The sequence below is a fragment of the Spiroplasma sabaudiense Ar-1343 genome (assembly GCF_000565215.1).
In the GTDB taxonomy this organism is placed as follows: Bacteria; Bacillota_I; Bacilli_A; order Mycoplasmatales; family Mycoplasmataceae; genus Spiroplasma_B; species Spiroplasma_B sabaudiense.
Genome location: NZ_CP006934.1, coordinates 810,115 through 826,155 on the forward strand (window position 1 = coordinate 810,115; position 16,041 = coordinate 826,155).

Sequence of the window (16,041 nt, forward strand, 5' to 3'; positions counted from 1 at the left end):
TAATTTATTATCTTACCATCAGTAATTCTGGTTTTTCTAAAATTTCTTTTAGGCAAGCTAAAAAACGACCAGCTTCTGAGGCATCTATTATTCGTTGGTCAACAGTTAGACTAATACTCATGATTGCTTTAATTGCTAACTTTTCTGACTCAACAACAATTGGTTTTTTAACAACTTTACCAACCCCAATTACTGCGGCATTGGGATAAAAAATTGTTGGGGTTGCATTTATTGCTCCAACGTTTCCAAAATTCGCTAGTGTGATTGTGCTACCAGTTGTTTCATAATTGAATAGCTCTCCTCGTCTTAAGCGTGCTGTCATTTCTCTAATATCAATTGCTACTTGTTTAACAGACAATTTTTCCACAAATTTTAAAACTGGGACCACTAGCCCTTCACTTGTTTCAGTTGCTAAACCAATGTTGTGATAATTTTTAATAATTTGTTGGTTTGAGGAAGAATCATATGATGAGTTAATCTTTGGAAACTGCTCTAGGGCCAAAGAAACTGCTTTTGCAATAAATGCAATAGTTGAAAATGCTAAGCCACTTGAGTCAGTTTTTTTCAAGACATGTTTTAACTTTAAAATGGCTGTCATGTCAACTTCGCTAGAAATTGATAATGGAGGAATGTAGTTTTGACTCAAAAGCATTGATTTAACCGCTGGATAACGAGTTAAAGAAATATCCTCGCGTGATTCAAGATTTGCATATTGAGATGCATTATTTTGATTTGGTAAGTTTTGTTTTGGATTTAAATACTGATAATTGCTATTTTTATTTTTAAACTGCTCTTGTTCAAAAAGAATTTTTTGTAAATCTTGATTTTGATACAAAGGTTGGTTGGTTAAGGGGTTTGTAAATTGCTTGAATTCTGGTCGAGCTTGCATAGTTGTGTCAAAATCAGCTTGTTGGTGATTTGTTGTTTGGCTGGCTTCATCTGAATTCGAATTAAATGAATCAAAGGTGCGATAAAATTCTTTCATATTAGCTTGAATAGCTTCTTTAATTTCATTTTGAAAATTACTTGAGTTTGTTGAATGGTTCGGGGTAATTGTTTGCATCATATTTTGCATCATTATATATTGCATCATTTTATTAAAAAATTCATCACTATTTTTTTCAGGCATTTTTTGATTATTGTGGCGCATTGAATCAATAATATCTTCTAGTTTGTCAACTGATTTTAGTTGATTCTTTAAATTATTAATTTCTTTTTCTAAATAAGTACTAGTTTCTGTGTTTAAATGCAATTGCTCTTCTAGTTTAGAATTTTCTAATTTCAATTGTAACAATTCTTGGTTGGCTTTTTCTTGCTCAATTTCACGCTCTTGTTTTTGCTTGTCGACTGTTTTTTGCATAGATTTTTCAGCTTTTTCAACAGCTTGAGCAATTAAGCGATCGCTTTCAGCTTTTTGTAAAGTTTCATCAGTTGCCAATTTTTGCGCCTTTTGTTTTTGGAAAGTTTCTGGATCGGTTTCTAGGAGTTTTTCCATTTCATCAAAATCTTTTTCAACATGTTTTGAAAAATTTTGACGATCCAATCAGTCCTGAAAATCGATTTGCCCAGCCTCAGTATCAGTGTAGTTAACAAATCGTTTAACTCGGCGTCTCTCATCAAATTCTGTAATTTTTTTTAAGAAACGTTCTGGAACATCTTCAATCATAATTGGTAAGGAATTGATGAAGTCTAGGTTATCAGCCCTCATTTTATTGTCATCATTTTCATCTTGATTTTCACCCATTATTGAACGCATGCGATTTTTAATATCATTTTTTTGACCACGTGAACCTAAAATTGCATCTCTTCTTTCGGTGTCATACAAACTCGATAGTTTTTTAAAATTATAAGAAGAAGCGCCTTTGTTTTCCTCCATCATTTGCGAAGGACTCTTATTTGGCATTCTTAAAGTTGAAGCGCCTCCCAAATCATTGGAATCAATTACTAAATCTTCTTCAGTGAAATCTTCAAAATTAGAAGATGGTTCAGTTTTTTTAGCTGTTCACATGTTATCCCCCTCGAGTTCTTCTACTGTTTTTGGTTTTGGTTCTGGTTTATTTCTAATTACCTTGGGAGCAACAAAGTTGGGGGCCTCCAATGATTTGGGATCTCCCCCAGAATCATTTAGGCGTTTCATTCGATCATTTATAATATTTCTCATAATCATTGGTCTGCCGTTTGCATCCAAGCGGTCCATTGCACTTTTAATTTTTTCCTCTTCTGGAATTTCTTTAAAGTCATTTTCTACTAGAAGTTTAGCCTTACGAGCCTCAATTATTTTTCTAAATTTTGAAGTCCCTGTTGCAGCATCAATTTCAAATGATTTTGTATCTTTAAATACCTCAGAGTTATTGATTTTAGCAAGCTCTTCATTGCTTACTTGTGGCTCTTTAGATACAGGAGCGTTTTTTATCGATTCAGCAATATTTTTGCGCATTTGAGCAAATTTATCAAGCCCTGTTTCTTTTTCTATATTATCAAGATTAACAGGCTTCTGTAAAATGTCATCACGAGTTGATGAGAATGGTGTTATTGCCATATAGTTTTTGTCATACAAAACTGCTCCTGAAAAATCATCGCGATAATCAACTGCATCTTGTAATTTTGATATTTCTTCATCGGGTATATTTATGGGAACTTCAAGAGACTTTTCCTTAGAATTTCGCTTTTTTGAAGCATTTTGGTCATCTTCAACTTCTAAATCATCGACTATTTCATCTTCAACTAAAACATTTGCCAAAATACTACCATTCTTAATATTTGAATTTAATTTAATAGTTTTCACAATTTGGCCACTGTAGTTTGATTTAATTACAACATCACCTTTGTTTGTTGTTATCAAGGCAAAATCTTCACCAACTTTAATTTTATTATCTTGAAAAAGTCATTTCTTTAAAATGCCTTTTGAAGGCAAATTACGCGCCCTTAAATGAACCATACATGCCCCTCCTAATTAAATACTTTTATATTATAACATATTCAATCACATTGTGATATAATACACTTTGTCAAAATGAAATTAAAAAAAACCTCAATTTGAGGTTTTTAAATTTTATGGAACAAATAAATTTGTTAAATACCCAAAGTCATCAATTTTGGGCTAATTAATACACGAGTCTAAAAGTTTTGCATAAAGAAGAAACATTGCTTTTATATCAGTTACATATTTTAAAAAAACTCGTAGTTGTAGGAATTATTATATACAACTACACTTATTGTATGCTCTTGTAATATTAATGTCAAGATGTTTATAGTAAAATATATAAAATATTTTTTAAAAAGGTTTGTTTAAGGAAAGATGTACAAATATTTATAAAAACTGATGCCTCTTTATAAAAAAAGACCAAATTTAAATTTGGTCTTTTTTTATTTACTAGTTTTATTTTATACTCTTGCTCTTGAATCAGAATTCTTTTTAGCTTTACTTGCACGTATTGTTTCATCAACTAATCTTTCAAATTCTGCGAACATTTCAACCGATTCAGTTTTTGGCTCTTCTTTAGGTTCTGGAGCTGGAGCGGGTGCAGCTTTTTGCTCAGGAACATTTACAATTATTGGAGCGGGTGCTGGAGCGGGTGCAGCTTTTTGCTCAGGAACATTTACAATTATTGGTGCTGGAGCTGGAGCGGGGGTTTGCACATAAACTGTTTTTGTAATTGTTTCTGGTGCAGGAGCTGGAGCGGGTTTAGGTGCTGGAGCTGGAGCGGGTTGAGGCGGTCTTGGTGGCTGGGCAACAAAATTTGTTGATCCTCCGTTAAATATATCCTCTACGCTTTTTGGTAAACTATAATCCATAATAATTTTATCAATGCTATACATGTAATTATTTGAATTTGATCTACCTTGATATCCCATTTGCATTTGAAAAACTGACAATGGTCCAGCAAAAATATTTTCAGGATAAGTATAGACGCTAATATTATCTGTATAAAATCAACGGCCGTTTGCAAAAAATGGCTGGTAAGGTTGACCAAATGCATTTGGCATCATCATACTATTAAAATTTTGTCCGTACATACATATCCTTCTTTCTTAACTTTAATAATTATACCACAATTTTGAGGCTTTTAGTAGGGTAATTAGCCCGCTGTCAATCTTTATTAACAATTAACCTTTTGCTCTTAGGTTTTGTGAATTTGGAGGTACGACAACATAGTCATTTTTGTTTTGATATACCATTTTCCCATCTTTTAAATAGTGGGTACGAGTTTCAATTACTTTTGTAATGAAAGGGTTTGAAGATGGTTTACCTCGCTTAAATCGATTCTGTTCTGTGAAATTACTAATAGAGCTTATAAAAAAATTTATTCATTTTGGAATTTGTGAAAATAAGTAATTTACCTCACCAATATAAGATTGCTCTCTTCAAGAAACAACTTTGTACCCATTAGTACCATAGATTTCCCCATTTGATTCAAATAAAAAATAACTACCTCGAAATTTAACGTTTTGAATTTTTTTAAAGCATGGTGTTGTATTTAATGCGTTCATTAAGCACCTCTATACTGATTCTATAATTTCTTCCATATTTATAACTACTTTTTCAAAAACATCTAATGGTAGATTATTTCTAACTAAATATAAGAATAAATAGTTAACTTCAAATTGTCTGTTAAATAAAACTATTAATCCATTTGGAGTTGTTTCATCTTCCACACAAGAAATATCTTTTGATCGTAAGAATTCAGAGATACTTCTTGAATCTCCTCCAGCAACAACAACTCTGTATTTTAAGTCCATGTTAACATCTTTAATTTTTCCACTGTAGATTAGACGGCCCTCTTCAACAACCGTTAAAGCATCAAATAAACTATAAAATTCATCAATGTTGTGGGTTGTTAAAATTAGGGTTTTACCTTCCTCTTTTAAACGCTCAAAAATTGCATAAATTTTTTTACGTCAAATTGTATCTAGATTAGCCCCTGGCTCATCTAAAACAATAACATCAGGATTCTTTAACAAAGCAATTATTAAACTAACTCTATTTTTCATTCCAAAAGAAAACGAACGAATTGATTTTGTTCTATGTTCTCAAAGTTCAAAAAGTTTAATTAAATAACGAACACGATTTAGGCGATATTTTTTTGAACGAATTCCCGAAATTTTCGCAACAGTAATTAAGTATTTTCAAAGCGAATCATTTACAAGCGAAAAATCTGTTGGCTGGTAATATCCTAAGTTTGCATTTTGTTTTCAATTACTACGACGGTTTTTACCTTCAAAGGTTACTTTTCCTTGGTATTTATAAATTGAACCAATGATTGTATTTAAAATGACACTTTTACCCGAACCTGATGAACCCAAAACCGCATGAAATTCCCCACGATGAATATTAAAATTGATTGGTCCGACTTTAAATTTTTTAAAGTTTTTTACATAGTTTTGAAATGAAATAATTACTTCTGACATAAATTCTTCCCCCTAGTTGATATCCATACGTTTGAAAATGTGTGCTGTTATAGTTGTTAAAATAAAACAAGTGATTGCGTAACCTGCAACAAATAAGTAGCGATTTGATTTGTAATTTTCTCATTTGTCAAAATCAATTTGCATATTTTCTGATGGCAATTGTTTTAGGAAAATTTGAGGCTCATCATATGATAAGAATAAGTTTTTTTGACCATCAAAAGAAATATTTGAATTCGATCCTGGTGTAAATCAAAAGTCATTATAAGAAAATCCACGGTTGAATGTGAAAAATTGTAAGAAGTTCTCTAAAAAGTTAAAATTAGAAATCAATCTGTTTGAGAATGTTTTTTTCGAGTAATCTTTTCAAACCGAGTTATTAGTTGGTACTGTTAAATTATTTAAATAAGTAAAATTTGATGTTTGATTAATAAAATAAGTTTCCAAAATTCTAGCTGCTAGATAAACTGGTTCGTAAGAATCAGTCAAAAAGTTTTGAAATTTTTGAGAAGCTGATCCAATTTTTTCAACTCTTAATGTCTGTTTTGAATCGTTTGCTGAAACAACTAGTGAAATAAAATGACTTTTTTGTAGTTCAAATTCTTCTCCACCACTTTTAATAACTTTTCCACTTTTAAAATCCAACAACGGTCCAAATTTACTTCCAGCAGCATACAGCATTCTGTTTTCTCCTTTTGAAAAACTTGATTCATCTGGGTACTCATCATTTTTAGCATCAGCTTCATAGTAGACTAATAGATCTGTGTAGTAGTTTGCAAAATCATTTAATACCAAGGCTTTTTCTTCGTCGCCTCTCATGCGAGCGTCATCAACCAACCCCAAAAGCTGTGTATAGCTAACAAAATTTGTAAATTCAAATTCAAAAGAAACTACATCTTTTTTTTGTGGATAATCTGCTCCTCATGAATTATCATTGGTTGGAACATTTGCAAGTGTAACATCCTTCATTGAAGAAGTTGATGTTGTTGTATTCAACATACCCAAATCCCGTCACATTAATTGTCTCTCTTCAAGCGGACAAGTACCAATGCTTCCTGGTTGTAACGAAGGTGAACAGCTGCTTGATTCTTTATCAAATTTATCAACAGTATAATCTCCGTCAATGTAATAAGTATTTAATCACTTTGATAAATGCGGGTATCTTATTCTTCCTGAACGCACATACTTTTGAAAGTTTAGATAGTTTTCGATATCTTCAACTTTAAAAGCTGTGTTAATACTATTGGGAAAATAACCCTCACCATCAGTGACGGTTATATTTAAGTTTTTTACTGACTCCTTGTAAAATTGGTATGGCAAAGAACAAATAAATGTTGCTGCTAAAATAAAAGTAAATAAAATTAAAGAAAATGATTGTGAAAACATTACGTTAACAAAGGTACAAAATGAGATTAGACAAAATGATGCAATTAGTGAATAAATTAACATAGTTAATCAAAATTTAATAAAAACAAAATTCAGTGTAAATTTAATCAAAGAAAAAACCAAAACCATTGTTAAAAGATTTAATAAAATAACGGTGTAAATTAACAATAAACTAGACATGTACATTGCAAAAAATAGTTTTGCTCTTGATATTGATTGAGCTTGATAAATTACAATACTCTTGTCTTCAAACTGGGTTTTTCATAACGTTTGGGTAATTTTCATTACCGAAACAAAAATAATAAAACTCATAAAGACAACAAAAAAGTAATCAAAATAAACTAAGATTTGACCTTCGTTTTTTGCAGTTAAAAATAAAATTGTAAAAATTAAAGTAGTTAGTAGTGAAACGACTAACAAAACAAAGGTTGATAATTGCTTAAAAATTTTTGCAAAAATTATATTTGTAAAAGCAATCCCCGTTATTTTGACTTTTGGTTTTGAGAGGTTTGTTTCGGCTTCAGCAGCTGTTGGCTGCTCTTTAATAACTTTTATTTCCATTTAATCCATCTCCTAGGTTAAAAAATAAAAAGTTTTATCATTAGATAGAACTTTAAACCAATATTAATTATACACTTTTTTGGGCAAAAAACAATAAGCGAATGCTTATTAATATATATAAAAATATTAACATAATAAATTGTATAAAAATTTTTTATTTTTATTTTTTTAGTAAAAAATTGATTTCCCTTGCAATCATTTCTTCCTCATTAGTACGACAAGCATAAATAGCCAAGGAGCTTTCATCACTAGAAATTAATTTTACATCGTTATAATCTGCTTTATTTCTAGAGTTATCTATTTTTGTGTCTACTAATAAAATTTTTTCAATTACCCTTTCTCTAACTCGGTGTGAATTCTCCCCGATTCCGGCAGTAAATACAATGCCATCCAATTTAGTTAATTGAAAATTATTTAAAAATTTAACAATAGTCTGTGATATTCTGTCCGTGAACATTTCAAAGGCAATCTTTGCATCGCGATCACCCTCATCCATTTTTTTTATTATATCGCGCATGTCGCTTGAAACCCCACTAATTCCAAGAAGACCTGAATTTTGGTTCAAAATCGCTGTCACTTCTGAAACACTAAGTTGCTGCTCTTTGGCTACAAATTCAATAATTGAAGGATCAATATCCCCACAGCGTGTTCCCATCATTAAACCAGCTAACGGAGTAAAGCCCATAGTTGTATCATATGATTTACCATTTTTAACACAGCAAGCACTTGAACCATTTCCTAAATGACAAATTACTAAATTCACATCGTCAATTGATTTTTTTAAGGTGTCAGCCATTTTCTCAACAATATACTGATAACTTATTCCGTGAAATCCATATTTTCGAATTTCTAAGTTAGAGTATCATTGTTTAGGAACTGGGTACAAATATTTGGTGTCTTCAATTGTTTGGTGGTATGAGGTATCAAAACACGCAATTTGTGGAGTTGTTGGAAGTAGTTTTCTAAATGCTGAGATTGCAACTAAAGCACCTTTGTTGTGTAAAGGTGCCAATCGGATACATTCTGTAATTATGTTTAAAATTTTTTCATCAATTATTACACTTTCTTTAATTTGTTGACCACCATGAACAACTCTAGATCCTATTGCTGTAATATCATCATAATCTTTGATTATTCCTAGCTCTAATAATCTATTAAGAATTAAAGCGACGGCTTTATCATGATTTTGAAGTTCCTCTTTATAATTAAAATTCTTGTCGTTATATTTAATTATTAAATTTCCATCAACTCCGATTCGTTCGGCTAAGCCTTCGGCAAATAAGACCAGGTTATCAGAACTAAGTTGAAAAATTTTAAATTTAATTGAGCTACTACCTGAATTAATTACTAAGTACATAAATGTTCCTCCTTGTTTGCCAATGCTTGAAACAATGTTATTATGGCTGTGTTATAGACATCCAAGAGTGTTGCTCCTCGCGATAGATCATTAACTGGCTTGTTAAGTCCTAAGATAAACGGTCCCGCAGCAACATAGTCACCCATTCTTTGAGCAATTTTATAACCAATATTACCTGAATTTAAATCCGGAAATATAAAGACATTGGGTTGTTTTGAAAATTTTAAATCTGGGGCTTTTTTTTGGCGCACTTCTGCACTAAAGGCAGCATCGAACTGAATTTCTCCTCCAAAATTAAAGTCAACCTGATCTGTTTTTAAAATTCTGACAGCTTCAGCGACCTTTTCGACTTCTAAACCCTTTCCTGAACCAAGTGTTGAATAACTTAGCATTGCCACTTGGGGGTCAGGTTCTCCCAGGGTTTTTGCAAATTCTGCATTCATTTTTGCAATTTTTGCTAACTGAGCACTGTCTGGGCTAACATTTAGTGAACAATCTGCAAAAAGAACTTGTAAATCATTTTTGCTCATTATAATTGATGAGCAAGCAAATTGATATTCAGGTTTAGTCTTGATAATTTGTAGTGCTGGTCGTAGAGTATCTGCTGTTGAGTATTTTAAACCACAAACCAAACTATCAACCTCCCCTAACTCTAGCAACATCGTTGCAAAGTAGTTTGGCTCAACAACCAGTGACATTGCTGTTTCCAGGGATGTTTTCCCGTTTCTTAAATTAAACAAATTATTGGCCATTGCCTCTAAATCATAATTTTCAATTATTTTAATTTCGACATTTTTGTGCAAATTTGATTTTATTTCCTTAGCTTTCCGAAAGACAAGAACCGGGATTGCAAAATCACTTGCGGCAATTTGATTGGCAACATTGATGATTTTTTCCTCTTCTCCCTCTGGAAAAATAATTTTTAATTTGCTTGAGCTATTTTTTAATAATTTTTCTATCTGACTTATTGTGAACATTTTTGCCCTCCCTGTGGTTTTTTTGATATATTTCAATTTCTTCTAAAATTGATGAAGATACCTTGCGCAAAGGTAAATCCGAAATAAAGAAAACCGTGTCCAAATCTGGCTCTATTAATTTATTACCATCTGCTAATTTTATTTCATAATCCATATCATCTGAATTTCTAATTCCTCTAATTAAAAAATTAGCATTATATGATTTTGCAAAATCAGCTGTTAGTTGATTTTCGTTAATTAGAATTTCAACATTATTTAAATCTTTTGTTGCAGCTTTAATTTTAATTATTCTATGTTCAAATGATTTTCTGGGGTTTTTACTAATATTTTTGGTGACAACTACCAAAACTTTTTCAAATAATTTTGCAGCTTTTTGAATAATTTGCAGATGGCCCTCGTGAAAGGGATCAAAACTACCAGGGTACATTCCAATCATTTATTTCTCCTATTTGTGATATTTATCATCACTATTATTAAAGCACTTTTTAGCCATTAGTTATAAAAAAATAAAAAAAATACAAAATAAATGGGAAAAACTAAAAACTAAATAAGTTATAATTATTTAGAGGTATTAAAAATGGGAAAAAAGTTAGTACTAATTGATGTTGGAAATACAACTGTTGATATCAGAATCAAAGTTACAGGCAAGCCTGGTTTTGGGACGGTAAAACGATTTTTCACAAAAGAGCCAAAATTTCATAATAGTGACTACTTGAAAACCGTTTTAAATGGAATGGAAAATATAGATTATGTTATCTATTCTTCAGTTGTTCCAGATTGGACTGAAATTATCATTTTAACACTACAAGAACTAAAAATTTTGGGTCTTGATGCTAAAAAAGATTTCTTTCATAATGAATCAGATTTCAATAATATTGATTTAAAGAAATTGGGGACCGATTTTATCGTTAACTACTATGGGGTGCGATTTAGCTTAAAATTTGATAGCGCCATTGTTATTAGCCTGGGAACGGCAACAACTTTTTTTATTATCAAAAATCAAAAATTTATTGGGGCGACCATTGCTCCTGGAATTGAAACTGGTTTAAATGGTTTAATATTAGATACTGCACTCCTAAATGCGGGCAGCTATAATTTTAATGAGCAATGATTAGGTGAAAATACTTTTGATGCTATTAGCGCAGGAACAATAAACGGCCACTTTGCAATGATAGATGGAATGGTTCAAAAACTTAGAAACACTTTTAAAGTCCGCGATGTTATTGTTACTGGGGGTAATTTAAAATACCTTAAAGTTCAACTAGAACAAGAAGGTTTCTTCGTTTGTGAAGATTTAATTTTTCAGGGCTTAGAATGGCTCTTAAAACAAAAAAATTTAACTTAAAGTTAAATTTTTTATTTTACTACAAAATTGACAATTTTATCAACAACAGCAATTTCTTTAACAAGGGTGTGTTCTTGTAAATAACTATAGATATTTTTTTCAGCCTTAGCCTTATCAAGTAATTCTTCTTTTGTGGTTCCCACTAAAACTTCTAATGTTGCTCGTAGTTTACCATTAATTTGAATAGCTACTGTCACATTTTTTTGAACTAACTTGTTTTCGTCTCAACTAGGTCAAGTCTCATAAGTTATTGTTTTTGAATTACCCAAAAATTCTCATAGTTCTTCTGCTAAATGAGGGGTGAATGGTGATAACAATTTAACAAAGCCCTCTAAATAAGGTTTGTAAATTTCTTGCGCTTTCATTGCAGCATTAACAAAGACCATTAGTTGAGAGATGGCTGTGTTGTATTTCATATCCTCAATCATTTTACTTACCTTAGCAACAGTTTCGTTATAAACAAAATCTAGTTCCTTGTTATTATTATTTGTTATTGTTTTTTCTGTAACAAGTCGATAAACCCGATCAAGTCATTTGCGCGAACCATCTAGCCCTTTGAAGCTTCATGGTAAAGCAGCATCAATTGGTCCCATAAACATTTCATAAAGTCTTAATGTGTCAGCACCATGAGATTCAACAATCTCATCAGGATTAATTACATTGCCCTTAGATTTTGACATTTTTTCCCCATTTTCACCCAAAATCATTCCTTGATTTATTAATTTTCCAAATGGCTCCGGATAGGGAACGATTCCCATATCAAATAGCACTTGGTGTCAAAAACGAGCATATAATAAATGTAAAACAGCATGTTCTTGTCCACCAACATATAAATCCACGGGTAATCATTTTTTAAATAATTCAAAGGCTTCATCGCTTGCGATTTCTAAGAAATTATTGGGTTTTGTTGTAATTATATAAGCCAAATAATATCAGCAACTTCCAGCTCATTGAGGCATTGTATTAGTCTCGCGACGAGCCTTGCTCCCTTGGAATTGGATGTTAACTCAATCGGTTACGTTTGCCAATGGCGATTCTCCATTACCACTTGGTTTAATATATTCAACCTTGGGAAGTTCAACAGGAAGTTGATCTTCAGGAATTAGAGCAATCGAACCATCTTCTAAAAATAATAATGGAAATGGCTCTCCATAAAAACGTTGTCGAGAAAATAATCAGTCTCTTAACTTATAATTTACTTTTTCTTTTGCCAGTTTTTTTGAAATTAAAAATTCCGTTACTTTTAACAAAGCATTTTTAGGACTAAGATTATTCAAAAAATCTGAGTTTATTAAAACAGTTTCACCAACAAATGGCTTTTCAAGTGATGGTGACTCTTGGACAAATTTTATTGGTAGTTTGTATTTTGTTGCAAAATCTCAATCTCTTGGGTCGTGGGCTGGAACCGCCATTACCGCACTAGTTCCATAATCTTTTAATACATAATCTGCAATAAAAACTGGAATCTTTTCTTTTGTAATCGGGTTTATTGCAAAGCTTCCTGTTGCAACTCCTGTTTTGGGTTTTGAATCATCTTGGCGATCAATGTCAGTTTTGGTTTTAGTATTTTCAATATATTCCTTTACAGCTTGCAAATTTTCGCTTGTAGTAATTTTTAAAACACTAGGGTGTTCTGGAGCCAAAACTAGATATGAAACTCCAAAAATTGTATCTGCTCGGGTTGTAAAAATTGTTAAAGTTTCACTTGATTTTTCAATTTTAAAGTCTATTTCTAAACCTTTAGATTTTCCAATTCAATTTTTTTGTAGTTCCTTGACTGAATTTGGTCAATCAAGATTATTTAAACCATCTAGCAATCTTTCAGCGTAATTAGTTATTTTTAAAACTCATTGCTTCATTGGTCGTTTAATAACTTCAAAGCCACCAACCTCAGACACCATTTTACCTTTTACAACCAATACTTCCTCATTTGCCAAAACTGTCCCTAATTCTGGACATCAGTTTACATCAGCTTCGCGAGTTTCAGCAAGGCCTCTTTCAAAAAGTTTTTGAAAGATTCACTGTGTAATTTTATAATAGTTGGGATTTGAAGTATCGATTTCTTTGTTATAGTCAAAACTAAATCCTAATTTTTGTAATTGTGTTTTAAAAATTGCAATATTTTTTTTAGTAAAGTCTACTGGATTATTACCAGTTTTTAGCGCATATTGTTCAGCTGGCAGCCCAAAAGCATCTCATCCAATTGGGTGCAAAACATCAAAACCTTGCATTCGACGCAAACGAGCAACAATATCTGTTGCTGTATAACCTCGAGGGTGACCAACATGTAGCCCCGAACCTGAAGGGTACGGGAACATATCTAATATATAGGCCTTTTTATCATTTTTATTTGTGGTTATAAATGTATTGTTTTCAGCTCAATACTTTTGCCATTTTTTTTCTATTGCTTTGTGAGAAAAATTCATAAATATTCCTTTTCTAATTTTAATAATTTTAACATAAAAAATAATTTAAAACCCTTTGGCTTTGCTGTGATTTAAAATTATTTTACCTTACTTTTTTTAGGTTTTGTTTGCTTTATTGAGGTGTCAATTTCGGTTTGAAGATTATCTTGGAATTTCAACTTGGCATTATCAATAGTTAAATTTTTAACTCAACGTTTTTTAGAATAATTAAAATATGCCCAACTAGCTTTGATTATTTCAGTTGACATTAAGGCTAATTGCATTCAAATAATATCTATTGTTATTATTCCAGCACTATTTAAAGATATTAATGTCGCTAAAATTGGAATTGGTAAGACTCAGGTGAAAAGCCCATCCATAATAAAGGCATTTCAAACTGCCCCACCCGTTCTTAAGGTTGAGTAGCAAGCATTTGAAATTGTGATCAATGGATAAAAAATTCCATAAAATAATAACATATATTTTGCAATTCGCTGTGCTTCTAAATTAGAACTATTGAAGATGAGACCCGGAATTCATGATGAACTAACAGCTAAAATTCCACCAAATAGCATTCCAATTCCCACCGACATAAACATTAGATGCTTTGCGTTGTATTGGGCTTCTTTCAAACGATTTGCCCCCAATTCGTTTCCAACAAATGCAGAAATTCCGGCATTCATACCATGATATAACGGTCAAAAGAAGGACATTACAATTGTCGTATAAATTGCATTTGCAGTTAGTGCCTCAACTGAGTATGTTGCTCTTAATTTAATTTGAATTATTAAACCAAGTGCTGCAAATAACTCATTCAAGACAATTGGCATTGCCTTGTTCATTGATTTTTTTAAAATTTGATTTTGGACCACAAAACTTGAACGAATTGGAATAAATTCAAACCGCTTAATCGCACAAAGGGATACAATAAATATTGTTTGAATTGCTCGCGAAGATGTTGTTGCTCAAGCGCACCCTTTTACTCCAAGCCCATTAAAGTCACCTAAAAAAGTTGGTGCTGTTAAAAAGACATTCAAAAAACAATTTGTTGCCAAAGAGATAATTGACATTCAAAAAGAATAAAACGGTCTTCTAGTTTCACGCAGCGAAGTGACTGCTGTTTGATTTATTGATAATAGCAAATAACTTGAAGATACAATTCGATAATATCCTTCACCTTGTTTTGTTGAAATCAGCGCCGCTTGGTATTGAAAATAGCTAAATCATTGATGAATTTCCTCACTTGAACTTGTTGAGTTTAATTTGAATTGAGGTTGTTCTGCATAAGGAGTTGCCGTTGTAAATCAAATTAAATGATGGGTAATTCCGGGAATTGCTAATAATGCAAAAAAGCCAGTCACTATTAATGCTACATAAAACTTTAAAACTGTGATTTGCCGTAATTTATCATAATTTCCAGACCCAAAATATTGAGCTGAGTAAATTCCAGCTCCATAACAAAAACCTGATAAAATCGTATACATTAAAATATAAATTTGATTACTTGCAGCAACTCCATTAACAGAAAGCTGACCTGCGCTATAAAACATTCCATCTTGAAAATACTCTGATAGTCTAGCGTCTTTTAATTGATCTTTGGATAAGTCTAACCATTGGGACTCGATGATTGAATCTTTTAATTCTCTTAATCCAGGAATATCTTTAATAAAATTTACAAAAATATTATCTACAATATCTGTTGAGGCCATAATAATCTCTTGAAAAATTGCTCAAATAATAATTCCAAAAGCAGCTGCATATCAGCCACGAGAAGCAAAGAACTTTTCTTTTTTAATTGACTTTAAATTTCCAGACATTATTTCACCTCATTTTTCAAAATAAAAATATCACCAAAAGGTGATACTAATTGTCTTTAAATGGTCGGAATAAATGGACTTGAACCATCGACCTCACGCTTATCAGGCGTGCGCTCTAACCAGCTGAGCTATACTCCGAAAACCATTTACAATTATATGTTAATTGTAAGAGATTTTCAACATTTTTTTAAAATTTTTATAAAAAAATAACAAGTCTAATTAACTATCAAATTGTCTTTTCTTGTGAGCGTTCTTTTTTTGTTGGCGCTTCGTAAATTCATTCCGCAATCAAGTCGCCGTGGGCAACAATTCGATTACTTTTCTTTAAAACAAGGTCTCATTTAGGGTTTATCAGAAATTCAATGCGAATTTCTGCTTTGGGGTCATTGAAATCAGCTAAATTTATTGCAGAAATTTTTTGAAAATTAGTTATTATTTCTGTAAACTCTTTTTCTATACTAAATTTTTTTTCTTCATTATTCAAATCATAATAAACCAAATCTATTTCAGCTAGACTTCTTACAGCCGTAAATGATATAGTTTTATGATCTGGAAAATACTTCAATTTTGACTCTGCTAAGGGTGGATACACTGTTTCTGAATCGGGCCTAATGCAAATAGCCGCCTTGGTGTGACTTTCATTAAAGAAAAGCTCATAAGATTTATTTGTAATAAATCCATCAATTGGGGAAATAATTTTAATCTTGTGTTTTATAAATAGCACCTTCTCTTCTATAATGGTTACTAATCTTAAATCTAAAACTATTATATTTCTAAATTTAAAAAT

12 protein-coding genes and 1 tRNA gene are annotated in these 16,041 nt (G+C 31.5%); 1 reads left to right on the forward strand and 12 read right to left on the reverse strand.

Annotation, left to right across the window (positions count from 1 at the left end; translation table 4 throughout):
* Positions 1–7: 7 nt before the first annotated feature.
* The 8 genes from SSABA_RS03700 to coaD form a co-directional block, all read right to left on the reverse strand.
* Entirely contained in the window at positions 8–2,938 is a 2,931-nt protein-coding gene (locus SSABA_RS03700) for a 2-oxo acid dehydrogenase subunit E2 (protein ID WP_025251246.1), read from the reverse strand.
* 446 nt (positions 2,939–3,384) lie between these two features.
* Positions 3,385–4,017 (reverse strand): hypothetical protein, encoded by a 633-nt coding sequence (locus SSABA_RS05180; protein ID WP_025251247.1) that lies wholly within the window; start codon positions 4,015–4,017, stop codon positions 3,385–3,387.
* A gap of 90 nt (positions 4,018–4,107) precedes the next feature.
* Positions 4,108–4,491: a hypothetical protein gene (locus SSABA_RS03710; RefSeq protein WP_025251248.1), complete on the reverse strand. Its 384-nt coding sequence runs from the start codon at positions 4,489–4,491 to the stop codon at positions 4,108–4,110.
* A gap of 9 nt (positions 4,492–4,500) precedes the next feature.
* Positions 4,501–5,409 carry an ATP-binding cassette domain-containing protein gene (locus SSABA_RS03715; protein ID WP_025251249.1) on the reverse strand — a complete coding sequence of 303 codons (909 nt, stop codon included), beginning with the start codon at positions 5,407–5,409 and terminating at the stop codon, positions 4,501–4,503.
* 12 nt (positions 5,410–5,421) lie between these two features.
* Positions 5,422–7,353, reverse strand: coding sequence for an ABC-2 family transporter permease (locus tag SSABA_RS05015; RefSeq protein WP_025251250.1), 1,932 nt, complete (start codon positions 7,351–7,353; stop codon positions 5,422–5,424).
* Positions 7,354–7,513: 160 nt separating this feature from the next.
* The gene (locus tag SSABA_RS03725; protein WP_025251251.1) at positions 7,514–8,710 is read right to left on the reverse strand and encodes an acetate/propionate family kinase; all 1,197 of its coding nucleotides are present in this window, start codon (positions 8,708–8,710) and stop codon (positions 7,514–7,516) included.
* Entirely contained in the window at positions 8,701–9,687 is a 987-nt protein-coding gene (gene pta, locus SSABA_RS03730; protein ID WP_025251252.1) for a phosphate acetyltransferase, read from the reverse strand. The genes SSABA_RS03725 and pta overlap by 10 nt, the downstream gene beginning before the upstream one ends.
* Positions 9,647–10,123, reverse strand: coding sequence for a pantetheine-phosphate adenylyltransferase (gene coaD / locus SSABA_RS03735; RefSeq protein WP_025251253.1), 477 nt, complete (start codon positions 10,121–10,123; stop codon positions 9,647–9,649). The genes pta and coaD overlap by 41 nt, the downstream gene beginning before the upstream one ends.
* Before the next feature lie 141 nt (positions 10,124–10,264).
* Here coaD and SSABA_RS03740 point away from each other — a divergent pair, with 141 nt between their 5' ends.
* A complete protein-coding gene (locus SSABA_RS03740) occupies positions 10,265–11,032 on the forward strand; it encodes a type III pantothenate kinase (protein WP_025251254.1) in 768 nt (255 codons plus the stop codon).
* 11 nt (positions 11,033–11,043) lie between these two features.
* Here SSABA_RS03740 and leuS read toward each other — a convergent pair whose 3' ends face one another.
* The 4 genes from leuS to SSABA_RS03760 form a co-directional block, all read right to left on the reverse strand.
* Positions 11,044–13,458, reverse strand: a complete 2,415-nt coding sequence (gene leuS, locus SSABA_RS03745) for a leucine--tRNA ligase (RefSeq protein ID WP_025251255.1) — start codon at positions 13,456–13,458, stop codon at positions 11,044–11,046.
* Positions 13,459–13,535: 77 nt separating this feature from the next.
* Positions 13,536–15,254, reverse strand: coding sequence for an MATE family efflux transporter (locus SSABA_RS03750; RefSeq protein WP_025251256.1), 1,719 nt, complete (start codon positions 15,252–15,254; stop codon positions 13,536–13,538).
* A 61-nt stretch (positions 15,255–15,315) separates the two neighbouring features.
* A tRNA-Ile gene (locus SSABA_RS03755) sits at positions 15,316–15,392 on the reverse strand.
* A gap of 85 nt (positions 15,393–15,477) precedes the next feature.
* Positions 15,478–15,978: a hypothetical protein gene (locus SSABA_RS03760; protein WP_025251257.1), complete on the reverse strand. Its 501-nt coding sequence runs from the start codon at positions 15,976–15,978 to the stop codon at positions 15,478–15,480.
* Positions 15,979–16,041: the final 63 nt, after the last annotated feature.